Origin of the sequence: Enterobacter cloacae complex sp. ECL411 (assembly GCF_021869665.1) — a bacterium.
In the GTDB taxonomy this organism is placed as follows: domain Bacteria; phylum Pseudomonadota; class Gammaproteobacteria; order Enterobacterales; family Enterobacteriaceae; genus Enterobacter; species Enterobacter intestinihominis.
Window position 1 is genome coordinate 2,939,745 of the sequence record NZ_CP091486.1, and the last position, 21,436, is coordinate 2,961,180.

A 21,436-nucleotide genomic window follows, 5' to 3' on the forward strand; every position below is an offset into this window, starting at 1 on the left:
CAGGATTTAAGAGGTGCGCAATGAGTGCGACAGCAGCATCGACAGCGCCGCAGAATAAATCACTCGAGTGGATGAACCGCCTTCGCGCCAACCCTAAGATCCCGTTGATTGTGGCAGGCGCTGCCGCCATTGCGATCGTTGTCGCGATGGTCTTATGGGCAAAAAGCCCGGATTACCGCACGCTCTACAGCAACCTTTCCGACCAGGATGGCGGTGCCATCGTCACCCAGCTGACCCAGATGAACATCCCGTATCGCTTTGCCGATAACGGCGGTGCGCTTGAAGTGCCGGCAGATAAAGTGCACGAGCTTCGCCTGCGTCTCGCCCAGCAGGGGCTGCCGAAAGGCGGCGCGGTTGGGTTTGAACTGCTGGATCAGGAAAAATTCGGCATCAGCCAGTTCAGCGAGCAGGTTAACTACCAGCGCGCGCTGGAAGGTGAGCTGGCCCGTACGATTGAAACCTTAGGCCCGGTGAAAAGTGCCCGCGTGCACCTGGCGATGCCTAAGCCGTCCCTGTTTGTCCGCGAACAAAAGTCCCCTTCTGCCTCTGTGACGGTTAACCTCGAACCTGGCCGTGCGCTGGATGAAGGGCAGATCAGCGCCGTCACGCATCTGGTCTCCAGTGCGGTAGCCGGTCTGCCGCCGGGTAACGTTACGCTGGTGGATCAGAGCGGTCACCTGCTGACGCAGTCCAACACCGCCGGGCGCGATCTCAACGACGCCCAGCTGAAATACGCCGCCGACGTGGAAGGCCGTCTCCAGCGCCGTATCGAAGCTATTCTGGGCCCGGTGGTGGGCAACAGCAACGTGCATGCGCAGGTCACCGCGCAGATTGATTTCTCGAATAAAGAACAGACCGAAGAGCAGTACGCCCCGAACGGGGATGCTTCTCGCGCCGTGTTACGCTCGCGTCAGATCAATGAGACGGAACAGGTCGGTGGCCAGTATCCTGGCGGTGTGCCGGGTGCGCTCTCTAACCAGCCTGCGCCTGCCAACGCCGCGCCAATCTCCACGCCGCCGGCCAACCCGCAGAACGGTCAGCAAACGAATCAGCAGACGACCTCGACCGCGAACAGTGCCGGTCCGCGTAACAGCAGCCGTAACGAAACGACCAACTACGAAGTCGACCGGACTATCCGCCATACCAAACTGAACACGGGCGATATTCAGCGTCTCTCTGTTGCCGTGGTGGTGAACTACAAAACGCTGCCGGACGGTAAACCGCTGCCGCTCACGGCGGAGCAGATGAAGCAGATCGAAGATTTGACCCGCGAAGCGATGGGCTTCTCTGAAAAACGTGGCGATACCCTCAACGTTGTGAACTCACCGTTCAACCCGGTGGATGAGACCGGTGGCGAACTGCCGTTCTGGCAACAGCAGGCGTTCTTCGATCAGCTGATGTCCGCAGGTCGCTGGCTGCTGGTGCTGATTGTCGCGTGGCTGCTGTGGCGTAAGGGTGTCCGTCCTCAGCTTCAGCGTCGCGCTGAAGCCGAAAAAGCCGCGCTGGAACAGAAGAACGCGCGTCCGGACGAGGAAGAAGCGGTTGAAGTTCGTCTCAGCAAAGATGAACAGATGCAGCAGCGTCGTGCTAACCAGCGTATGGGCGCAGAGGTGATGAGCCAGCGCATTCGCGAAATGTCAGATAACGATCCGCGCGTCGTCGCGCTGGTCATCCGCGGTTGGATGGGTAACGAACATGAGTAATACGCTTACAGGCACCGATAAGAGCGTCATCCTGCTGATGACCATTGGCGAAGATCGCGCGGCGGAGGTGTTTAAACACCTCTCTCAGCGAGAAGTGCAGATCCTCAGCGCGGCGATGGCCAACGTGCGCCAGATCTCCAACAAGCAACTGACCGAAGTGCTGGCGGAGTTTGAGCAGGAAGCCGAGCAGTTTGCTGCGCTCAACGTCAACGCCAACGAATACCTGCGCTCCGTGCTGGTTAAGGCGCTGGGCGAAGAGCGCGCCGCCAGCCTGCTGGAAGATATTCTCGAAACGCGCGACACCGCCAGCGGGATCGAAACGCTCAACTTTATGGAACCGCAAAGCGCCGCCGATCTTATTCGCGACGAGCACCCGCAGATTATCGCCACCATTCTGGTCCACCTCAAACGGGGCCAGGCGGCCGATATTCTGGCGCTGTTCGACGAGCGCCTGCGCCACGACGTGATGCTGCGTATCGCCACCTTCGGCGGCGTCCAGCCAGCCGCGCTGGCGGAGCTGACCGAAGTGCTGAACAACCTGCTCGACGGCCAGAACCTCAAGCGCAGCAAAATGGGCGGCGTGAGAACGGCAGCGGAAATCATCAACCTGATGAAAACGCAGCAGGAAGAGGCGGTTATTACGGCGGTGCGCGAGTTCGACGGCGAACTGGCGCAGAAAATTATCGACGAGATGTTCCTGTTCGAAAACCTGGTCGAAGTGGACGATCGCAGCATCCAGCGCCTGCTTCAGGAAGTGGATTCGGAGTCCCTGCTTATCGCCCTCAAAGGCGCCGAGCAGCCGCTGCGCGAGAAGTTCCTGCGCAACATGTCCCAGCGTGCGGCCGATATCCTGCGCGACGACCTGGCCAACCGTGGCCCGGTGCGTTTGTCTCAGGTGGAGAACGAACAGAAAGCGATCCTGCTTATTGTTCGTCGTCTGGCAGAAACCGGCGAGATGGTGATTGGCAGCGGAGACGACACCTATGTCTGATGAACTGTCGTGGAAGCGCTGGACGCCTGACGACCTCTCCCCTCCCACCGCAGAGTTCACCCCTGCCATAGTGTCGTCCGATGAGGGCGACGCCGGGGCGGGCGTGCCCGAGCTGAGTGAAGAGGAACAGCGCGCCCAGATGCTGGCCCAGATGCAAATGCAGGCGCACGAGCAGGGCTTCAACGCCGGGATGAACGAAGGCCGTCAGACCGGGCACGCACAGGGTTATCAGGAAGGGCTGGCGAAAGGTTTAGAGCAGGGCATTGAGCAGGCGCGCCAGCAGCAGGCGCCGCTACATGCCCGCATGCAGCAGCTGGTGAGCGAGTTTCAGCACACGCTGGATGCGCTCGACAGCGTGATTGCCTCGCGCCTGATGCAGATGGCGCTGGAGGCGGCCCGTCAGGTGATCGGCCAGACGCCGGTCGTGGATAACGCCGCGCTGATTAAGCAAATCCAGGGGCTGCTCCAGCAGGAGCCGCTGTTCAGCGGCAAACCGCAGCTGCGCGTGCATCCTGATGATTTGCAGCGCGTGGAAGAGAGCCTCGGCGCGACGCTGAGCCTGCACGGCTGGCGGCTGCGCGGCGATCCGTCGCTCCATCACGGAGGCTGTAAGGTCTCGGCGGATGAGGGCGATCTGGATGCCAGCGTCGCGACCCGCTGGCAGGAACTGTGCCGCCTGGCGGCACCGGGAGTCGTCTGATGACCGCTCGCCTTACGCGCTGGCTTAACACGCTCGATAATTTTGAAACGAAGATGGCGCAGCTGCCATCCGTTCGTCGTTATGGACGCCTGACGCGTGCCACCGGTCTGGTCCTGGAAGCCACGGGTCTGCAACTTCCGCTCGGCGCCACCTGCGTGATTGAGCGTCAGGACGGGAGTGAGACGCGTGAAGTGGAAAGTGAAGTGGTCGGGTTTAACGGCCAGCGACTGTTTCTGATGCCCCTTGAGGAAGTGGAAGGGATTTTGCCCGGCGCCCGCGTCTACGCAAAAAACATCAGCGGTGACGGCCTGCAAAGCGGCAAACAGCTCCCGCTCGGTCCGGCGCTGCTGGGCCGCGTGCTGGACGGGAGCGGCAAACCGCTCGATGGCCTGCCCTCCCCTGATACCACCGAAACCGGCGCGCTGATCACCCAACCCTTTAACCCGCTGCAACGCACGCCAATCGAGCACGTACTGGATACCGGCGTGCGGCCAATTAACGCCCTGCTCACCGTGGGACGCGGCCAGCGTATGGGGCTGTTTGCCGGCTCCGGCGTGGGTAAATCGGTCCTGCTCGGCATGATGGCGCGTTATACCCAGGCGGACGTTATCGTCGTCGGCCTGATTGGTGAGCGTGGTCGCGAAGTCAAAGATTTCATCGAAAACATTCTTGGTGCGGAGGGTCGCGCCCGCTCGGTGGTGATCGCCGCCCCGGCGGACGTATCGCCGCTGCTGCGTATGCAGGGTGCCGCCTACGCCACGCGAATCGCGGAAGATTTCCGCGACCGGGGCCAACACGTGCTGCTGATTATGGACTCCCTGACCCGCTACGCGATGGCGCAGCGTGAGATTGCGCTGGCCATCGGCGAGCCGCCCGCCACCAAAGGTTACCCGCCGTCGGTCTTCGCCAAGCTCCCGGCGTTGGTTGAGCGTGCGGGGAATGGCATCAGCGGCGGAGGTTCCATCACCGCGTTCTATACGGTACTGACCGAAGGCGATGACCAGCAGGACCCGATTGCCGATTCTGCGCGCGCGATCCTCGACGGCCATATCGTGCTGTCGCGCCGTCTGGCCGAAGCCGGGCACTACCCGGCGATTGATATTGAAGCCTCGATCAGCCGTGCGATGACGGCCTTGATCACCGAACAACACTACGCCCGCGTGCGTAACTTCAAACAACTGCTCTCCAGCTTCCAGCGCAACCGCGATCTGGTAAGCGTCGGGGCGTACGCCAAAGGCAGCGATCCGATGCTCGATAAAGCGATTGCCCTGTGGCCGCAGCTGGAGGCATTTCTGCAACAGGGTATTTTTGAACGCGCCGACTGGGAAGATTCCCTCCAGGCACTGGAGCTGATTTTCCCGCAGGTGTAACACAGGTGGAGGGCGAAGGTCATGGCGCAGAACAGCGCGTTATCAACGCTGAAAGATCTGGCTGAAAAAGAAGTTGATGATGCCGCATTGCAACTTGGCGCAATGCGACGCGGGTGCCAGCAGGCTGAAGAACAGTTGAAGATGTTAATCGACTATCAGCATGAATATCGCACCAACCTTAACACCGACATGACGCAGGGCATTGGTAGCCAGCGCTGGATTAACTATCAGCAGTTTATCCAGACGCTGGAAAAGGCGATTGAGCAGCATCGCCAGCAGCTTAACCAGTGGACGCAAAAAGTCGATACCGCGCTGAATTTCTGGCGCGAGAAAAAACAGCGGTTGCAGGCCTGGCAAACCTTACAGGACCGGCAGATTGCAGCCTCGACCCTGGCGGAAAACCGTCTGGATCAGAAAAAAATGGATGAGTTTGCCCAGCGCGCATCAATGAGGAAACCAGAATGATCACACTGCAACAACTGCTGATGACCGACAGCGACCCGTCCGGCGGCACGCTGACCGGAAAAGGCGCTGAGGGCGCGCAAGATTTTCTCTCTCTGCTGGCGGGCGCGCTGACCGAGACCACCGGCAAAGGCAAAGATGCTCCGCTGACGCTGGCCGATCTGAAAGCGGCGGGAAGCAAGCTGTCGACAGCGGCACAGGAAAAAAACGGTGATACCACGCTCCAGGCCAAAATCGCCGAGCTGCTCTCGCGCCAGGAGACCCTGACTGATGAAGATACCGCCGTCTCCCTGCAAAGCCTTGTCTCCGGTCTGAAACCCGCAGCGAATACGGATGCGCTGAAGGCGCTGACCCGGACGGACGCGAAAGCAAACAGCGAGACCACGACTGAAGAAGAGGAGCTGGCCGGGTTAAGCGCGCTGATGGCGATGTTGCCGCACCAGCAGACTACCACCCCAATGGCGACGCAGCCAGCAAGCACCGGGGAGGTCGCCCCTCGTGCCGCCCTCCCCTCTGCGCTAGCCCAGACGGACAACGGCCAGCATCAGCCGCTTAGCCATGCATTAACGGGTCAGGAAAAAACGTCGGTTCAGGACAGCGACACGTCGCTGCCCGCCACGGCAGCCGTTACGCCAGCTGTTGCCGCCGTCGCGGAGAAGCAGGACGTAGTGAGCACGGCGTCGTCTGCCGCCAGCCCAACCGCGACGCTGGCCCCGATCGTTAGTCACCTGGCAACCCCCCAGTCTGCCGCTACCGTTGCGACCGCGCCGGTGTTAAGCCAGCCGCTGGGCACGCACGAATGGCAGCAGAATCTAAGCCAGCACATCACCCTGTTCACCAGACAGGGCCAACAGACCGCAGAGCTACGCCTGCACCCGGAAGATCTGGGTCAGGTGCAAATTTCGCTTAAGCTGGATGACAACCAGGCGCAGTTGCAGATGGTTTCGCCCCACAGCCACGTTCGTGCGGCGCTGGAAGCGGCCCTGCCGATCCTGCGCACGCAGCTTGCGGAAAACGGCATACAGCTTTCCCAAAGCAGCGTCAGCAGCGAAGGCTTTGCCGGGCAGCAGCAATCTTCATCCGGGCAACAACAGCACGCTTCGCGTTCAGGCCAGCATGGCGGATTTAACGAGGAGAGCGAAGAGTTATTGCCAACCCCTGCCGCCCTGCAATCCGCCGCGCGCGGCAGCCGTGCCGTAGACATCTTTGCCTAAACGCCAGAGGTAACGTGATTATCCCCGTCTTTTCCACGCTTTGACCTAAGCCGGACACGGGATAATCACCGTATTAAGCTGTACCGAAACAGGAAGCTCGTATCAGATGACAGACTCCGCTATCACCAAAAAAAGCAAGCGTTCCATCTGGATCCCGCTGCTGGTGTTGATTACCCTCGCGGCCTGCGCCACCGCAGGCTACAGTTACTGGCGTATGCAGCAGGAACCCTCCAGCGCAGCCGCCAAAGCTGAAGCGCCGCCTCCACCGGCGCCGGTCTTCTACCCGCTGGATACGTTCACCGTGAACCTCGGCGATGCGGATCGCGTGCTTTACGTGGGCATTACGCTGCGTCTGAAAGATGAAGCGACCCGTGCACGTCTGAACGACTACCTGCCAGAAGTGCGTAGCCGTCTGCTGTTGCTGTTTTCTCGTCAGGATGCCTCCGCGCTCGCCACCGATGTGGGCAAGCAAAAGCTGGTCGATGCGATCAAACAGACGCTGGCGACCCCGCTGGTCAACGGCCAACCTAAGCAGGAAGTCACTGACGTTCTGTATACAGCCTTCATTCTGCGGTAACGACATGGGCGACAGTATTCTTTCTCAGGCAGAAATCGATGCGCTGCTCAATGGCGACAGCGATAAGAGTGACGATCCGAAGCCGGGTCTGACCGGCGACGATAATATTCGTCCCTACGATCCCAATACCCAGCGTCGCGTGGTGCGCGAGCGTTTACAGGCGCTGGAGATCATCAACGAACGTTTCGCACGTCAGTTCCGAATGGGGCTGTTTAACCTGCTGCGTCGTAGCCCGGATATCACCGTCGGTGCGATCCGCATTCAGCCGTATCATGAGTTTGCCCGCAACCTGCCGGTGCCAACCAACCTTAACCTGATCCATCTGAAACCGCTGCGCGGTACCGGCCTGGTGGTGTTCTCGCCAAGCCTGGTGTTCATCGCAGTGGACAACCTGTTCGGTGGCGATGGCCGTTTCCCGACCAAAGTGGAAGGCCGCGAGTTTACCCATACCGAACAGCGCGTGATTAACCGCATGCTGAAGCTGGCGCTGGAATCCTACAGCGACGCGTGGAAAGCGATTAACCCTCTGGAAGTGGAGTACGTCCGTTCCGAGATGCAGGTGAAGTTTACCAACATCACCACCTCACCGAATGACATCGTGGTGAACACCCCGTTCCACGTCGAAATCGGCAACCTGACGGGCGAGTTCAACATCTGCCTGCCGTTCAGCATGATTGAACCGCTGCGCGAACTGCTGGTGAACCCGCCGCTGGAGAACTCACGCCATGAAGATCAGAACTGGCGTGAGAACCTGGTGCGCCAGGTTCAGCACTCGCAGCTGGAGCTGGTGGCTAACTTTGCCGACATCTCCATGCGGTTATCGCAGATCCTGAAATTACAACCCGGCGACGTTTTGCCGATAGATAAACCCGACCGCATTATTGCCCATGTAGATGGCGTACCCGTGCTGACAAGCCAGTACGGCACAATTAACGGCCAGTATGCGTTACGCGTTGAGCACTTGATCAACCCGATTTTGAATTCGCTGAATGAGGAACAGCCCAAATGAGTGACATGAACAATCCGTCCGATGAAAACAGCGGAGCACTGGACGATCTGTGGGCTGACGCGTTAAACGAGCAAAAAACGACGCCGACGAAAAGCGCGGCAGACGCGGTCTTCCAGCAGTTAGGCGGCGGCGACGTCAGCGGGACGTTACAGGACATCGACCTGATTATGGACATTCCGGTCAAGCTGACCGTTGAGCTGGGCCGCACCCGCATGACTATTAAAGAGCTGCTGCGCCTGACGCAGGGTTCCGTTGTAGCCCTGGACGGTTTAGCGGGTGAGCCACTGGATATTCTGATCAACGGCTACCTGATTGCACAGGGCGAAGTAGTGGTGGTGGCCGATAAATACGGCGTACGTATCACCGACATCATTACCCCTTCCGAACGTATGCGTCGCCTGAGCCGTTAAGTATGAAAACCCAGGCAACACTGTCCGCGCCCTCCGCCGTACCCGGCTCCCCGCTGCTTCAGGTGAGCGGCGCGCTGTTCGGTATTATTGCCTTTATCCTTATCGCTGCCTGGCTGGCAAAGCGTTTCGGTCTGGCAGGGAAAACGGCCGGCACGCGCGGACTGAAGGTCAGCGCCAGCACCACACTCGGCCCACGCGAGCGCGTGGTCATTGTGGAAGTGGAAGATGCGCGACTGGTGCTGGGCGTGACCGCCTCCAGCATTAACGTTCTTCACACGCTGCCCCCTGCGCCTGTCACGGTGGAGGCTAACGCCCAGGCCCCTGCGGATTTTCAGTCCGTTATGAAGAGTTTGCTCAAGCGTTCCGGGAGATCCTGATGCGCCGTTTGTTATTGCTTACGCTGGCAGGTCTGGGCCTGTTCGCGCCTTCTGTGTATGCGCAGCTGCCGGGGCTGGTTTCCACGCCGCTGGCGAACGGGGGACAAAGCTGGTCCCTCTCCGTGCAGACGCTGGTGTTCATCACCTCACTGACCTTTATCCCGGCGATCCTGCTGATGATGACCAGTTTCACCCGCATCATCATTGTGTTTGGTCTGCTGCGAAATGCGCTCGGCACGCCGTCCGCGCCGCCCAATCAGGTGCTGCTGGGTTTAGCCCTGTTCCTGACCTTTTTCATTATGTCGCCGGTGATCGACAAGATTTACACCGAGGCGTACCAGCCGTTCAGCGAAGATAAAATTTCCATGCAGGTTGCCCTGGAAAAGGGGGCTCAGCCATTACGTGAATTTATGCTTCGCCAGACGCGCGAAGCGGATTTGGCCCTGTTTGCCCGTCTCGCTAACACGGGCGAGTTACAGGGACCGGAAGCGGTGCCGATGCGCATTCTGCTGCCAGCGTATGTGACCAGTGAGCTGAAAACGGCGTTCCAGATTGGCTTCACCATTTTCATTCCGTTCCTGATTATTGACCTGGTGATCGCCAGCGTCCTGATGGCGCTCGGGATGATGATGGTCCCGCCCGCAACCATTGCCCTGCCCTTTAAGATCATGCTGTTCGTGCTGGTCGACGGCTGGCAGCTGCTGGTCAGCTCGCTGGCGCAGAGTTTCTACAGTTGAGGAGCGCGCAATGACGCCTGAGTCGGTCATGATGATGGGCACGGAAGCGATGAAAGTCGCGATTGCCGTCGCCGCGCCCCTGCTTCTGGTTGCGCTGGTAACCGGTCTGATTATCAGTATTCTTCAGGCCGCCACGCAGATTAACGAAATGACCCTGTCGTTCATCCCGAAGATCATCGCCGTCTTCGTGGCGATTATCGTTGCCGGGCCCTGGATGCTCAATTTGCTGCTGGACTACATGCGCAACCTGTTCACCAATCTGCCTTACATCATCGGCTGACGGACGATGCTGCAATTCACCAGCGATCAGTTTGTTCAGTGGCTCGGGATCTATTTCTGGCCGATGCTGCGCATCATGGCGCTGATCTCCACCGCCCCCATACTCAGTGAAAAGTCGGTGCCTAAACGCATCAAAATTGGGTTGGGCATGGTTATCACCATTATCGTTGCCCCTTCCCTGCCGGCGGTGGATATTCCGATTTTTTCCCCGAATGCGATCTGGATTGCCCTGCAACAGGTGATGATTGGCGTGGCGGTCGGGTTTACGATGCAGCTCGCCTTCGCCGCGGTACGAACGGCGGGCGAACTGATCGGTTTGCAGATGGGTCTGTCTTTCGCGACGTTCGTTGACCCGGGCAGCCATCTGAATATGCCCGTGCTGGCGCGTATTATCGACCTGCTGGCGATGCTGTTGTTTCTCTCGTTCAACGGCCACCTGTGGCTCATCTCTATGCTGGTGGACACTTTCCACACGCTGCCGATTGGCGACAACCCGGTGAACAGTAATGCTTTTCTGGCGCTGGTGCGGGCTGCCGGGCTGATCTTCCTCAACGGGCTGATGCTGGCGCTGCCTGTCATAACCCTGTTGCTCACCGTTAACCTCGCATTGGGTTTACTCAACCGAATGGCCCCGCAGCTGTCGGTATTCGTCATCGGCTTTCCGGTGACGTTGACGGTTGGCCTTTTATTAATGTCATTATTGATGCCACTTATCGCCCCCTTCTGCGAGCATTTATTCAGCGAGATATTCAATCTCTTAGCGGATATTGTCAGCGAACTTCCACGCAAATAATAACCCGCAGTGTTTGCAATGTCTTTCTGAGGATATTCCTAAAAATAATCTTGAAAAACATCTACCAGGATATATCTGACGCGGTTTAAATGTTTCTAACCACCTCACAATACTTAATATTTACTTTACTTTAAGATGATTCCTGGCAAATTATACGTAACTTTACGGGATAGTGAGTTCGCCTGAAAGTCTTTGTCATGCTCACAGGTTTTATTAGATTTTTTCCATCCCGTATGGCTGTTTATGAGCTCTCAGGCAGGTGGTGAATTATCGTTACGCATTGAGTGAGGGTATGCCATGTCAACGATCATTATGGATTTATGCAGCTACACCCGGCTAGGGTTAACCGGGTACTTAGCAAGCAGAGGGGTAAGAAAGAGAGACATCAACGATGCACACACCGTTGAAGAACTCGCAGCCGCTTGTGAGACTCACAAGCCCGGCGTGGTGTTTATTAATGAGGACTGTTTCATTCACGACCCCGCTAACAGTCAGCACATTAAGCAGATCATTAATCAGCATCCCAGAACCCTGTTTATTGTTTTTATGGCGATCGCCAATATTCATTTCGATGAGTATTTGTTGGTGCGTAAAAACTTATTAATCAGTTCGAAATCGATTAAACCAGAGTCGCTTGATGACATTCTGGGCGATTATTTGAATAAAGAAGTTAAGAATGTAGGGGCGGTTAACTTACCAACCCTATCATTAAGCAGAACTGAATCAAGTATGCTAAGAATGTGGATGGCTGGACAAGGGACAATTCAGATCTCAGACCAGATGAATATCAAGGCAAAAACAGTATCGTCACACAAAGGAAATATTAAAAGGAAAATTAAAACGCATAATAAGCAAGTGATATACCATGTCGTACGCCTGACAGATAATGTGACGAATGGGATTTTCGTTAATATGCGCTAATTTGCACGGCCATGTTGTACCCTACCTTGATCTCTGGCCTGGCCAGAGATTTTGCTTTTCAGCAGCCGGGCCGGGGAGAAGACGCCCCCGACGCCGACCTATTCCGCCGTTTCCACAAAGATCCCATCCGGGTGCCCCAGTTCGTTGAAGAACCAGATGCCGAGCGGGTAATCTTCCAGCGACACCAGATACATTGTGCCTTCATTAAACTCTTCTATTGCCAGCACCACGCCCGGGCGGCGCGGCCCACCGTCCGTTTTGACGGTTACCCGATCGTTGACCTTCATACATTCCTCCTGTGGTTTTGAGCCAGTGTAGAACAAATTACCCTGGCTGGCATCGCCGCCTGACGCGAATGGCGTTTTTGTGTGCGGTCTATACTTAGCTGTTGAGACGGTTAAATGAGGAGCCTGCCATGAAGACTGACAAAGAGTACAGCGACACCATTAAGCGTGAGGTGGAAGTGGATGTCGATGCCCTGCTTGCCGCCATTAATGAAATCAGTGAGTCCGAAGTTCATCGCGCGGAGGATAATTCAGACCGTGTCGTGGTCAATGGTCGTGATTACCATACCTACCGTGAACTGGCTGAAGCATTCGAGCTGGATATCCATGACTTTAGTGTCTCGGAAACGAACCGCTAAGGCGAAAAAAATCCCGGTCATGGGGATGACCGGGATCAAACTTGCTTATGCAAGAAGCACTTGTAAATTCGTTACACCAGGAAATCTGATGCAGGTAAGACATTATCCCCAACAGATTTGTCTTACAAGCATATATTCTCTTAGCGAATATTATATTTTATACATGTGAATTTTGGTTATGAGTATAAACATGCGCTGCGTGTGGGTTTATCGGGATCGTTTCCACTTCAACGGGACATCAATGCTGAGTTTTTTTAAGACTTTTCTTAGATGAACATCATTATTCAGGAGACGTTATGCCTTCGCTAAAGGAGACTCTGCTCGTCTTTACCGATCTCGACGGTACGCTGCTGGATTTTCACACTCTCGACTGGCAGCCTGCCGCTTCCTGGCTGAAGAGATTACAGGATGAACAGGTACCAGTCATTCTGTGCAGCAGCAAAACCGCGTCCGAAATGCGTGACATCCAGCAGGAACTTGGCCTTGGCGGGCTGCCCTACATTGCGGAAAACGGCGCGGTGATCCAGCCTGACGTACGGTGGGAAAACGCCGCACGGTTCATCTCAGAAAAGAAGCATGACGATATCCGGCAGTTTATTGCCCGGGTACGCCAGGAGATGCATCTGAAATTCACCACCTTCGACGATGTGGATGAGCGCGTGGTCGCCGAATGGACCGGGCTAAGCCGTCCCCGTGCGGCGCTTGCACGTAAACACGAGGCTTCCGTGACGCTGATCTGGCGTGACAGTGATGAACAAATGAAACGCTTCGCAGCCGAACTGGCCCGGCAGGGGCTGAAGATCGTCCCGGGTGCTCGCTTCTGGCATATTCTGGACACGAGCTGTGGCAAAGACGTGGCGGTGCACTGGCTTGTGGAACAGTATCGCCTGCACGACGGATTTGACCCGACAACGCTGGGCCTGGGCGACGGCCCCAATGATGCCCCTCTGCTGGACAGCGTAGCCTTCGCCGTGGTGGTGAAAGGCTTCAACCGGGAGGGGGTCAGCCTTAAGAACAACGATCCCACACGGGTTTATCGCACTCAGCACACCGGACCGGCCGGCTGGCGCGAGGGGCTTGATTACTTTTTAACGTGATCCTGCCAGATGACCCGGTTACGCCCGCGCTGTTTCGCCTCATACAGACGCGCATCGGCGGTGGATTGCAGATTTTCGAAGTGATAATTGCCCTTCTCCTGCGCGCCAGAGACGCCAAACGACGCGCTCACGCGCAGGGTAGTACTTTTCTTAATCAGGATCTCTTTGCTGTCGATACGCTCACGGATCTGCTCTGCAACTTCCGCTGCCTCTTCAAGCGTCATGCCGGGCAGCACCACACAGAACTCTTCGCCGCCGACGCGCCCGGCAATATCTTTAATGCGCAGGGTACTGGCAATCAGCCCCGCAGCATGGGACAACACCTTATCACCCGCCTGGTGCCCGAACCGGTCATTAATGCTCTTAAAGCAGTCAAGATCGATCTGGATGACAGAGAAAGGCAGCGCCTGCTGTTCACACTGCTTCGCCAGTATTTTCGCCCGCTCAAACAGCGCCCCACGATTATTCAACCGGGTCAGAGGGTCGTGCCAGGCCTGCCATTGCAGCGAATTCTGCAACGAATACATATTACTGACCATGCGCCGGATCACCAGCCATGAGATGAGCAGCATCGCGGTGAACAGCGCCCAAAGCAATGCCAGCACAATACTGATGCTGCCGAAATCGCCGCGCACCCCTTCATCCAGGGTGTGCACGCGCAGGACGATGCCATCAAAGTGGTCGAGACGCTCCCAGCTGACAAAACGACTCCCCAGGCGAATGCCGCCTTCGGAATCCGATTCTATTGCGTGCGCTATCTGCGCTAGTTCGGGCGCGTCAAAATGATTAACGTCCGCAGCAGATGATCCAGACGTCGCAAGCAGGGTGAGACGACTGTCATACAGCTGGTATTCCCCTTCCGGGTTATCGCCTATGGCCTCCACCAGCAGACGACGCAGGGTGGCAAAGGTGAAATCCATCGCCACCACGCCATACCAGACGTGATTGTAATAAACAGGCACACTGGCGGTGATCAGCGGCTTCTTGCCCACAAAGGAGGAAGGAGGCGAGATAAACCAGCGCACGGCACGCGCACGGTTCTCACGCTCGGACTGTTGGGTAAACCAGGGCTGAGTGACCAGATGGTAGTAACGCTGCACGATATCGCTGGCATTTTCCGGCGTATCCGTTTCCAGAAAGAATCCGGCGCGAGAGACATAAATCACGCGCTCTTCGTTGCCGGAAGAACTGGATGCCAGACGCAATAAATACCCCACTTCAAGCGCGGCGGACAGTTCATTATCAAGAAACTCATCATCGCGATTCAGAAGGGTGGTCTTTTCAACGAAGGCATCCGACACACCGTTGATCGGCAATGTGCGCTGTTTATCAACCTCAATTTGCCAGGTGGGGGATGTGCGCAAACGGGCAAAACGCTTTACCGCATCATGTAGCACGCCAAACGCCAGCGGCGTTTCCAGCGCATCACGCATGCTGTGGCGAAAAAACAGCATTTTATCGACGCTGAACTGGAGTTGTCTGTCCAGCGCACTGGCAACCGTTTCCAGATGGTTACGCTGACTGGAGATATAGGCATCTTCCAGTACCACAACTTCGCGCCAGGTCAGGAGGGTGGAAAAGATCAGGACAACGATAAAACAGAGGTTAACAACCAAACGGGGATTGCTACGCTTATGCAGCCACTGCAAAAAAGATTGTTTTACAACAAAGGTATTGTGCTGCACACGCACTCCCTGAGTGTCGCTCACCATCCGATATGATAAGTCTTCTGCCAGTAAAAACGCCCGGCAAGGCCGGGCGTTGTGTGATTAAGCCTTATCGCGTTTTTGCCTTTTATCACCAGGCTGAAGCTCATCTTCACGAAAAGCCTCCCGCTTAATGCCGTATCCGTCATGCCACCGGCACTCCACCATTCCACTGGAATAACCGGTGACAATCATGCATGGACCACCATTCTTTGGCTTAACTTCATCACTGACCAAAAAGACCATACCTGCCTCCTGTATCAGGGTGAAACGTTTTCAATTTAGACGAGGAATGGTCTTTTTGCATCCGGGGTCAGCAAAAATTAATGCGATTTTCCGCGTACTTTTTCTACCAGCTTGACCACTGCCACCACAATGACACCTACGATAAAGCCCAACACAAGGTTAAGCAGCGTCGGCAGAATGGCGGCGATCACCGAACCATGTCCCGACGCCAGATGTTCAATTGCATGATGCAGCGAAGCAACGCCGTGCACGATAATACCGCCGCCGACCAGGAACATCGCCAGAGTTCCCACTATCGACAAACTTTTCATCAGCCACGGTGCCAGCACCAGCTGGCTTTTGCCGATAACGCGGGCAATGGCGCTGGATTTTTTTTCCAGCCAGAAGCCGATATCATCCAGCTTGACGATCAGACCGACCAGCCCATACACCCCAACCGTTACAAGAATGGCAATCAACGAAAGCACCATGACCTGATTCATCAGCGGTGCTTCGGATACGATCCCAAGCGTAATCGCCACAATCTCGGCCGAAAGGATGAAGTCAGTACGGATCGCACCTTTGACCTTATCGCGCTCGAACGTTTTTGGATCCTGCGCGGCCAGCGCTTCCAGACGCTGCTGACGCATTTCCGGGGTGTCTTTCTCTTTGCGTGCGGCAAACATATGCAACACTTTTTCGGCACCCTCGAAGCACAGGAACGCCCCGCCAATCATCAGCAATGGCGTAATGGCCCAGGGTATAAAGGCGCTAATGAGAAGCGCCAGCGGAACAAGGATCACCTTGTTAATAAAGGACCCTTTCGCTACGCCCCACACCACCGGCAGCTCACGGTTCGCCCGTACGCCGCTGACCTGCTGCGCGTTAAGTGACAAGTCATCCCCCAGTACCCCGGCGGTTTTTTTCGCCGCCAGTTTCCCCATGACTGAAATGTCATCCAGCAAGGTGGCGATATCGTCCAGTAATGTTAATAAGCTACTTCCTGCCAAAATCTCTATCCTTCTTTTTTTGCTAATTAAGTGAATAGTATGGAACAAAACTCAGCGCCCGGAAACAGGCACCTCACGTCAACAAAAATTTCACATTAACAACACAATTAAAGCACTCGCCAGCCCGATAGTTTTGGCGTTAACTATGAGCGAACTTTTTATTTCGTCGTGAGGGACTATGCGTTTTCGGCATTTATTACCGCTCATTGGAGCACTTTTTTCCCTGTATATCATCTGGGGATCCACCTACTTTGTCATTCGTATTGGCGTGGAAAGCTGGCCCCCGCTGATGATGGCCGGTATTCGTTTCCTTATGGCTGGCGTGCTGCTGATGGCGTTTTTATTGCTGCGCGGCCACAGGCTACCGCCGCTGCGTCCCTTGCTTAACGCCGCCCTGATCGGCCTGCTGCTGCTGGCGGTGGGCAATGGTGCAGTAACCGTCGCCGAACACCAGAACGTGCCGTCGGGCATCGCCGCCGTGGTCGTCGCGACCGTGCCGCTGTTTACGCTCTGCTTTAGTCGTCTGTTCGGGATCCGCACCCGTAAGCTCGAATGGCTGGGCATCGCGATTGGGCTTGTAGGTATTATCATGCTGAACAGCGGCGGAAACCTGAGCGGAAACCCCTGGGCTGCCGTTATGATCATGATCGGCTCGATGAGCTGGGCCTTCGGCTCGGTCTACGGCTCCCGCATTGAGCTGCCCTCCGGGATGATGGCGGGTGCCATTGAAATGCTCGCGGCAGGCATCGTGCTGCTGATTGCCTCGGCGTTGACGGGTGAAAAACTGACGGCAATGCCAGATCTCTCAGGTTTCCTGGCCGTCGGGTATCTGGCCCTGTTTGGCTCGATTATTGCCATCAACGCCTATATGTACCTGATCCGCAACGTCTCACCGGCGGTTGCCACCAGCTACGCCTACGTTAACCCGGTGGTTGCCGTGCTGCTGGGTACCGGTTTTGCGGGCGAAGTGCTGTCGACGATTGAATGGCTGGCGCTGGGCGTGATTGTCTTTGCCGTGGTGCTGGTCACGCTGGGTAAATATTTACTGCCCGCGAAACCCATTGTCACGGCGTGTGAGGTGAAGAAACCGTGATCGGGTGAATGCCCTGGGTATCGATCTGCGCGGCCTGACCGCCGCCGCAGATCCACTCTTCCAGCCGCTCCGTCAGTTCCACGTCATTCAGCTTCATTCTTCCGCGCAGTGCGCACTCCCAGACAATCAGCACCCGCCAGCCCTGGGCGTAAAGCTGCGAAACATCGCGTTTATCACGCTCGACGTTCCTGCCAATCTTCTCCAGCCAGAAGTCGGTGCGTGTCGCCGGGACTTTAAACAGATAGCAGTCGTGATGATGCCAGAAACAGCCGTGGGTAAAGATGATGCATTGATACGCATCGATCACGAAATCAGGACGCCCGGCAAGCGTGGCATCCTGAACCCTGAATTCAAACCCGATGGAGGTCAGGAGGCCAGCGATCCGTTTTTCGATCGCGGTATCACGCGTGCCGATGGCACGCATGTTTTTACTCCGCGTGGCCTTATTGTGAACGTCCGCCATTGACGGCCTCACTCTGACGCAGCTGAACGGCCTTGCTGATGCGTGAGGCCAGCAGTTTTGCGACGGCGGCAAAGGCTGGCACCACCACCGAGTTGCCAAACTGACGATAGGCTTGTGTATCCGACACCGGAATGCGAAAACTGTAGCCCTGCGGCGCCTCAAAGCCCATTAAGCGGGCGCACTCGCGCGGCGTTAAGCGCCGCGGTCGGTGCTGTTGATTCTGAGGGTCGTCGAAATCTTTTTCGCCCAGCGCCTTATCCCAGCCCCGATCAATAAGAATTTCCGCGCCATCTTTGTAATAGCGCGCCGACAGCGTACGCGTCACGCTGTCAGGATTAAGCGGATTGACCATGCCAAACCCAAAGCCATTGCCTTTGGCCTGATGCTTTTTGGCATAGCGATAGAGGTATTTCCACAGCACTGGCGTCAGAATGAATTTCGCATCGACGGCGGGCTCCAGCAGATCGGCCACTGTCGGACGGCGCGCCGGATACAGCGAGGGCAAATCGCGCAGCGTAAAATCGCCTTTCAGATTGAGATCGCGGCGGAATCCCACCAGCACGATGCGCTCGCGGTGCTGTGGCAGGAAGTGTTTGCCGTCGATAATTTTCGGATCGTCCGGCCCCATGTCCTCTGCATCCGCCACGTCGTAACCCAGTTCATCCAGCGTTTGCATGATAATGCGGAAGGTTTTGCCGCCGTCATGGCTCTTTAAATTCTTGACGTTCTCCAGCACAAAAATTGCCGGGCGGCGGGCATCAATAATCCGGGCAACATCAAAGAACAGTGTGCCCTGCATATCACAGGCAAAGCCGTGAGCGCGTCCCAGCGCGTTCTTTTTCGACACGCCAGCCAGTGAGAACGGCTGACACGGGAAGCCTGCCAGCAGCACATCGTGCGCCGGAATGGTGTTGCGAATGTGCTCAGCGGCTTCTTCGTCGCTGACGCCGGTTTTGTGGCTCAGGGTGACGTCGCGGATGTCGGCATTAAACTGGTGCTCGTTGGGGTCGCAGTACCAGTTCGCCTTATAGGTGCGGACGGCATGTTTGTTCCATTCACTGGTGAACACGCACTGCCCGCCAATAGCTTCAAAGCCATGGCGAATGCCGCCAATACCGGCAAAGAGATCGATAAAGCGAAAGGCATAATTCGGATGCGCAGCAGGCGGGTGCGGCAGCAGGTTACGCAGATAACAGAACTCGCCGTCGCTCAGGCGGTGCCCTGCCCTGTCGCTTATCAGCAGCCGCTTGAGTATTGCCGGGCTCCAGTGGCTCTCGCCATGTGCCACCAGCTGGTTTGCCAGCGTTTTAGCATCGTACATTTCCAGCAGCTGACGCAGGAGTGCCTGCACGGCTGCCGTTGATTTCTCAACCCGCTCAGGCGCGGGCACAGTCACTGATCGATTTTCCTGCATTCTCTTAACCGGACAATAAAGACAGAAAACAGAGTACCACAGTTCAGGATCGCACACTGCGACGGAAATGGGTCAATATCTGGCTGTCGGTTCCGAGGTAATCGCCCTGTAATTCGGCACTCAGCTTCGCCATGAACTGGATCAGGAAATCGGCATTGTGACGCGCAAGTTCGCGTCCCCGTGCGGTTTGCATGGTGTCCGGCAGGCGCAGGAGTTTGGTCTGAAAGTGATCGAGCGCGAAAGCTTTATCATCCAGCGCACGCGCCCCGGCAAACGGGTCGTCGGCATCAAACAACGCGGTGCCCAGCGCACCGGACACGGCAAAGACGCGCGCAAGGCCGATGGCGCCTAACGCCTCCAGCCGGTCGGCATCCTGGACCGTTTTGGCCTCCGGGCTTTGCGGCGCGATACCGGCACTGAAGCTGTGCGCTTCAATGGCATGCTCAACGGCCGCATACCGATCGGGCGGAAAATCAGGAAAATCGCGGCTCAGGATCTGGCGCGTTTCTCGCGCTGCCAGCCGCGAGGAGTGACTACGCTGCGGGTGATTTTTCGGCAGGCTGACAATGTCATGGAAGTAGCATGCGGTCAGCACAACCAGCGGATCGCAATCCCCGTCAGCCATAATGGCCTGCGCCGTCATCCAGACGCGGCGAAAATGGGCGATATCGTGCGCCGCATCATCAGTAAAATGATTTTCGTCGAGCCAGCGCTCAAAACGGTGCTGCCACTGCGCAAGTTCCATCATCCCATCCTGTTGCTCAAAAGAGAGTGAATTATAATACACCCGAATCAAAATCCTTAATAAATAGAATTTAGAAATACTTAATAATAATTACCCGCTATATTTTCAATGAATTAATTCACGCGAAAAATAAAGAGATAAAAAGAAATATTTTGTAATGTTTTTACCACTTTAATTACATTTATTTTTGAACCTAAATAATAATCCATAGAATAGTATCAGCCATGTAGTTACGGAGGGTAATTACATATATTCAGAAAATTTATATTTAAAGGGAATATATAATGAAAAGAAAAGTTCTGGCAATTCTCGTACCCGCGTTATTAATGGCTGGCGCAGCAAATGCGGCGGAAATGTATAACAAAGACGGCAACAAAGTTGACCTGTACGGTAAAGTTGATGCACGTCATACCTTCTCCGACAACCCAGGCGACGACGGCGATGAAACCTATGTCCAGATTGGTTTCAAAGGCGAAACACAAATTAATAACGATCTTATTGGTTACGGCCAGTGGGAATATAAAACCTACGCTAACGATACCGAGGGCGCAGGCGACACCTCTTTTAACCGTCTGGCCTTTGCTGGCCTGAAATACGGCGAATATGGCTCATTCGATTATGGCCGTAATTACGGCGTCGTGTATGACGTTGAAGCCTGGACCGATATGCTGCCAGTATTTGGTGGTGACTCCTATACCTGGACCGACAACTATATGGTTGGCCGTACTAACGGTGTGGCGACCTACCGTAATAATGACTTCTTCGGTCTGGTTAATGGCCTGAACTTTGCACTGCAATATCAGGGTGCTAATGAAGGTGCTAACGCAAACGAAAATCAGGAAGGCACCAAAAACGGCCATGATGATGTTCGTTTCCAGAACGGCGACGGCTTCGGTATGTCAACTACCTATGACTTCGATTTCGGTCTGTCGCTGGGTGCCGCTTATTCATCGTCTGACCGTACCAACGACCAGGTTGCTTACGGCGCAGGTACCTATAATCGCTTCAGCAAATATGCCGGCGGTGAACGTGCGGAAGCGTGGACAATCGGTGCAAAATACGATGCGAATGATGTCTACCTGGCAATGATGTATGCGGAAACCCGCAACATGACTCCGTACGGCAACGATGGCATCGCCAACAAAACTCAGAACTTTGAAGCCGTAGCGCAGTACCAGTTTGACTTCGGTCTGCGTCCATCCCTGGCGTGGGTCTATTCAAAAGGCATCGATTTGGGTGGTAACGATTATCATCCAGGCAATGGTTATGACTATGTAGACCAGGATCTGGTTAACTACATCGACGTGGGCATGACCTACAGCTTCAACAAGAACTTCTCCACCTACGTTGATTATAAAATCAACCTGCTGGACGAAGATGATGCCTTCTACAATGACAACGGTATTGCAACCGATGACATCGTTGGCATCGGTATGATCTACCAGTTCTGATCCCCATAAATAGCAAAGCCCGCAACGCGGGCTTTTTTTATTTGAC

Annotated in this window: 24 protein-coding genes and 1 pseudogene; 18 read left to right on the forward strand and 7 right to left on the reverse strand. The window is 55.8% G+C overall.

Annotation, left to right across the window (positions count from 1 at the left end):
• Positions 1-20: 20 nt before the first annotated feature.
• The 14 genes and pseudogenes from fliF (at position 21) to rcsA (ending at position 11,543) form a co-directional block, all read left to right on the forward strand.
• Positions 21-1,703: a flagellar basal-body MS-ring/collar protein FliF gene (gene fliF / locus L3069_RS14065; protein WP_022648549.1), complete on the forward strand. Its 1,683-nt coding sequence runs from the start codon at positions 21-23 to the stop codon at positions 1,701-1,703.
• Positions 1,696-2,694: a flagellar motor switch protein FliG gene (fliG, locus tag L3069_RS14070; RefSeq protein ID WP_003859608.1), complete on the forward strand. Its 999-nt coding sequence runs from the start codon at positions 1,696-1,698 to the stop codon at positions 2,692-2,694. The genes fliF and fliG overlap by 8 nt, the downstream gene beginning before the upstream one ends.
• Positions 2,687-3,394 carry a flagellar assembly protein FliH gene (gene fliH, locus L3069_RS14075; protein WP_022648550.1) on the forward strand — a complete coding sequence of 236 codons (708 nt, stop codon included), beginning with the start codon at positions 2,687-2,689 and terminating at the stop codon, positions 3,392-3,394. Before fliG ends, fliH begins: the two co-directional genes overlap by 8 nt.
• A complete protein-coding gene (gene fliI, locus L3069_RS14080; protein ID WP_032624018.1) occupies positions 3,394-4,764 on the forward strand; it encodes a flagellar protein export ATPase FliI in 1,371 nt (456 codons plus the stop codon). The genes fliH and fliI overlap by 1 nt, the downstream gene beginning before the upstream one ends.
• Positions 4,765-4,785: 21 nt before the next feature.
• Positions 4,786-5,229, forward strand: coding sequence for a flagellar export protein FliJ (fliJ, locus tag L3069_RS14085; RefSeq protein ID WP_006811155.1), 444 nt, complete (start codon positions 4,786-4,788; stop codon positions 5,227-5,229).
• On the forward strand, positions 5,226-6,440 hold the full coding sequence (gene fliK / locus L3069_RS14090) for a flagellar hook length control protein FliK (RefSeq protein ID WP_038421486.1): 1,215 nt from the start codon (positions 5,226-5,228) through the stop codon (positions 6,438-6,440). Before fliJ ends, fliK begins: the two co-directional genes overlap by 4 nt.
• Before the next feature lie 106 nt (positions 6,441-6,546).
• The gene (gene fliL, locus L3069_RS14095; RefSeq protein ID WP_003859598.1) at positions 6,547-7,017 is read left to right on the forward strand and encodes a flagellar basal body-associated protein FliL; all 471 of its coding nucleotides are present in this window, start codon (positions 6,547-6,549) and stop codon (positions 7,015-7,017) included.
• 4 nt (positions 7,018-7,021) lie between these two features.
• Positions 7,022-8,026: a flagellar motor switch protein FliM gene (gene fliM / locus L3069_RS14100; RefSeq protein WP_006811158.1), complete on the forward strand. Its 1,005-nt coding sequence runs from the start codon at positions 7,022-7,024 to the stop codon at positions 8,024-8,026.
• Positions 8,023-8,436, forward strand: coding sequence for a flagellar motor switch protein FliN (gene fliN, locus L3069_RS14105; protein WP_003859592.1), 414 nt, complete (start codon positions 8,023-8,025; stop codon positions 8,434-8,436). Before fliM ends, fliN begins: the two co-directional genes overlap by 4 nt.
• A gap of 2 nt (positions 8,437-8,438) precedes the next feature.
• On the forward strand, positions 8,439-8,813 hold the full coding sequence (gene fliO / locus L3069_RS14110; RefSeq protein ID WP_022648553.1) for a flagellar biosynthetic protein FliO: 375 nt from the start codon (positions 8,439-8,441) through the stop codon (positions 8,811-8,813).
• A complete protein-coding gene (fliP, locus tag L3069_RS14115; protein ID WP_022648554.1) occupies positions 8,813-9,550 on the forward strand; it encodes a flagellar type III secretion system pore protein FliP in 738 nt (245 codons plus the stop codon). The genes fliO and fliP overlap by 1 nt, the downstream gene beginning before the upstream one ends.
• 10 nt (positions 9,551-9,560) lie before the next feature.
• Positions 9,561-9,830: a flagellar biosynthesis protein FliQ gene (gene fliQ, locus L3069_RS14120; protein WP_003859587.1), complete on the forward strand. Its 270-nt coding sequence runs from the start codon at positions 9,561-9,563 to the stop codon at positions 9,828-9,830.
• Between the two features lie 6 nt (positions 9,831-9,836).
• A pseudogene (fliR, locus tag L3069_RS14125) lies at positions 9,837-10,629 on the forward strand (flagellar biosynthetic protein FliR); the annotation flags it as partial.
• Positions 10,630-10,919: 290 nt separating this feature from the next.
• Positions 10,920-11,543 (forward strand): transcriptional regulator RcsA, encoded by a 624-nt coding sequence (gene rcsA / locus L3069_RS14130; protein WP_022648556.1) that lies wholly within the window; start codon positions 10,920-10,922, stop codon positions 11,541-11,543.
• Positions 11,544-11,641: 98 nt separating this feature from the next.
• Here the strand turns inward: rcsA and dsrB are convergent, their stop codons facing one another.
• The gene (dsrB, locus tag L3069_RS14135; RefSeq protein WP_003859583.1) at positions 11,642-11,830 is read right to left on the reverse strand and encodes a protein DsrB; all 189 of its coding nucleotides are present in this window, start codon (positions 11,828-11,830) and stop codon (positions 11,642-11,644) included.
• A 128-nt stretch (positions 11,831-11,958) separates the two neighbouring features.
• On the opposite strand from dsrB, the gene yodD reads away from it, so the two are divergent.
• Both yodD and L3069_RS14145 read left to right on the forward strand, forming a co-directional pair.
• On the forward strand, positions 11,959-12,186 hold the full coding sequence (gene yodD, locus L3069_RS14140; RefSeq protein WP_017383339.1) for a YodD family peroxide/acid resistance protein: 228 nt from the start codon (positions 11,959-11,961) through the stop codon (positions 12,184-12,186).
• Between the two features lie 296 nt (positions 12,187-12,482).
• The gene (locus tag L3069_RS14145; RefSeq protein WP_023300489.1) at positions 12,483-13,283 is read left to right on the forward strand and encodes a mannosyl-3-phosphoglycerate phosphatase-related protein; all 801 of its coding nucleotides are present in this window, start codon (positions 12,483-12,485) and stop codon (positions 13,281-13,283) included.
• Here L3069_RS14145 and dgcQ read toward each other — a convergent pair.
• The 3 genes from dgcQ to L3069_RS14160 all read right to left on the reverse strand — a co-directional run bounded on the left by dgcQ (position 13,268) and on the right by L3069_RS14160 (position 16,227).
• Positions 13,268-14,968, reverse strand: coding sequence for a cellulose biosynthesis regulator diguanylate cyclase DgcQ (gene dgcQ / locus L3069_RS14150; protein WP_063135753.1), 1,701 nt, complete (start codon positions 14,966-14,968; stop codon positions 13,268-13,270). The genes L3069_RS14145 and dgcQ overlap by 16 nt on opposite strands.
• Positions 14,969-15,052: 84 nt before the next feature.
• Positions 15,053-15,235: a YodC family protein gene (locus tag L3069_RS14155; RefSeq protein WP_022648559.1), complete on the reverse strand. Its 183-nt coding sequence runs from the start codon at positions 15,233-15,235 to the stop codon at positions 15,053-15,055.
• Positions 15,236-15,312: 77 nt separating this feature from the next.
• Entirely contained in the window at positions 15,313-16,227 is a 915-nt protein-coding gene (locus tag L3069_RS14160; protein WP_236901917.1) for a DUF808 family protein, read from the reverse strand.
• Positions 16,228-16,402: 175 nt separating this feature from the next.
• Between L3069_RS14160 and yedA the strand changes: the two genes are divergently transcribed.
• Positions 16,403-17,317 carry a drug/metabolite exporter YedA gene (gene yedA, locus L3069_RS14165; protein ID WP_038416325.1) on the forward strand — a complete coding sequence of 305 codons (915 nt, stop codon included), beginning with the start codon at positions 16,403-16,405 and terminating at the stop codon, positions 17,315-17,317.
• On the opposite strand, the gene L3069_RS14170 is transcribed toward yedA, so the two are convergent.
• Genes L3069_RS14170 through L3069_RS14180 form a run of 3 tightly spaced genes read right to left on the reverse strand, consistent with a single transcriptional unit; the run spans position 17,289 to position 19,939 of the window.
• Positions 17,289-17,780, reverse strand: coding sequence for a very short patch repair endonuclease (locus L3069_RS14170; protein WP_038416327.1), 492 nt, complete (start codon positions 17,778-17,780; stop codon positions 17,289-17,291). The two genes, yedA and L3069_RS14170, sit on opposite strands and share 29 nt — an antisense overlap.
• Entirely contained in the window at positions 17,761-19,194 is a 1,434-nt protein-coding gene (locus tag L3069_RS14175) for a DNA cytosine methyltransferase (protein WP_088581788.1), read from the reverse strand. Before L3069_RS14175 ends, L3069_RS14170 begins: the two co-directional genes overlap by 20 nt.
• 43 nt (positions 19,195-19,237) lie before the next feature.
• Positions 19,238-19,939 (reverse strand): phosphohydrolase, encoded by a 702-nt coding sequence (locus L3069_RS14180; protein ID WP_022648564.1) that lies wholly within the window; start codon positions 19,937-19,939, stop codon positions 19,238-19,240.
• Between the two features lie 284 nt (positions 19,940-20,223).
• On the opposite strand from L3069_RS14180, the gene ompC reads away from it, so the two are divergent.
• Positions 20,224-21,390: a porin OmpC gene (gene ompC, locus L3069_RS14185; protein ID WP_022648565.1), complete on the forward strand. Its 1,167-nt coding sequence runs from the start codon at positions 20,224-20,226 to the stop codon at positions 21,388-21,390.
• The last annotated feature ends 46 nt before the right edge of the window (positions 21,391-21,436 follow it).

Coding starts and splice junctions, on each gene's coding strand:
- fliF (WP_022648549.1), top strand. CDS start 21: ATGAGTGCGACAGCAGCATCGACAGCGCCGCAGAATAAATCACTCGAG.
- fliG (WP_003859608.1), top strand. CDS start 1,696: ATGAGTAATACGCTTACAGGCACCGATAAGAGCGTCATCCTGCTGATG.
- fliH (WP_022648550.1), top strand. CDS start 2,687: ATGTCTGATGAACTGTCGTGGAAGCGCTGGACGCCTGACGACCTCTCC.
- fliI (WP_032624018.1), top strand. CDS start 3,394: ATGACCGCTCGCCTTACGCGCTGGCTTAACACGCTCGATAATTTTGAA.
- fliJ (WP_006811155.1), top strand. CDS start 4,786: ATGGCGCAGAACAGCGCGTTATCAACGCTGAAAGATCTGGCTGAAAAA.
- fliK (WP_038421486.1), top strand. CDS start 5,226: ATGATCACACTGCAACAACTGCTGATGACCGACAGCGACCCGTCCGGC.
- fliL (WP_003859598.1), top strand. CDS start 6,547: ATGACAGACTCCGCTATCACCAAAAAAAGCAAGCGTTCCATCTGGATC.
- fliM (WP_006811158.1), top strand. CDS start 7,022: ATGGGCGACAGTATTCTTTCTCAGGCAGAAATCGATGCGCTGCTCAAT.
- fliN (WP_003859592.1), top strand. CDS start 8,023: ATGAGTGACATGAACAATCCGTCCGATGAAAACAGCGGAGCACTGGAC.
- fliO (WP_022648553.1), top strand. CDS start 8,439: ATGAAAACCCAGGCAACACTGTCCGCGCCCTCCGCCGTACCCGGCTCC.
- fliP (WP_022648554.1), top strand. CDS start 8,813: ATGCGCCGTTTGTTATTGCTTACGCTGGCAGGTCTGGGCCTGTTCGCG.
- fliQ (WP_003859587.1), top strand. CDS start 9,561: ATGACGCCTGAGTCGGTCATGATGATGGGCACGGAAGCGATGAAAGTC.
- rcsA (WP_022648556.1), top strand. CDS start 10,920: ATGTCAACGATCATTATGGATTTATGCAGCTACACCCGGCTAGGGTTA.
- dsrB (WP_003859583.1), bottom strand. CDS start 11,830: ATGAAGGTCAACGATCGGGTAACCGTCAAAACGGACGGTGGGCCGCGC.
- yodD (WP_017383339.1), top strand. CDS start 11,959: ATGAAGACTGACAAAGAGTACAGCGACACCATTAAGCGTGAGGTGGAA.
- L3069_RS14145 (WP_023300489.1), top strand. CDS start 12,483: ATGCCTTCGCTAAAGGAGACTCTGCTCGTCTTTACCGATCTCGACGGT.
- L3069_RS14155 (WP_022648559.1), bottom strand. CDS start 15,235: ATGGTCTTTTTGGTCAGTGATGAAGTTAAGCCAAAGAATGGTGGTCCA.
- yedA (WP_038416325.1), top strand. CDS start 16,403: ATGCGTTTTCGGCATTTATTACCGCTCATTGGAGCACTTTTTTCCCTG.
- L3069_RS14170 (WP_038416327.1), bottom strand. CDS start 17,780: ATGGCGGACGTTCACAATAAGGCCACGCGGAGTAAAAACATGCGTGCC.
- L3069_RS14175 (WP_088581788.1), bottom strand. CDS start 19,194: ATGCAGGAAAATCGATCAGTGACTGTGCCCGCGCCTGAGCGGGTTGAG.
- L3069_RS14180 (WP_022648564.1), bottom strand. CDS start 19,939: ATGGAACTTGCGCAGTGGCAGCACCGTTTTGAGCGCTGGCTCGACGAA.
- ompC (WP_022648565.1), top strand. CDS start 20,224: ATGAAAAGAAAAGTTCTGGCAATTCTCGTACCCGCGTTATTAATGGCT.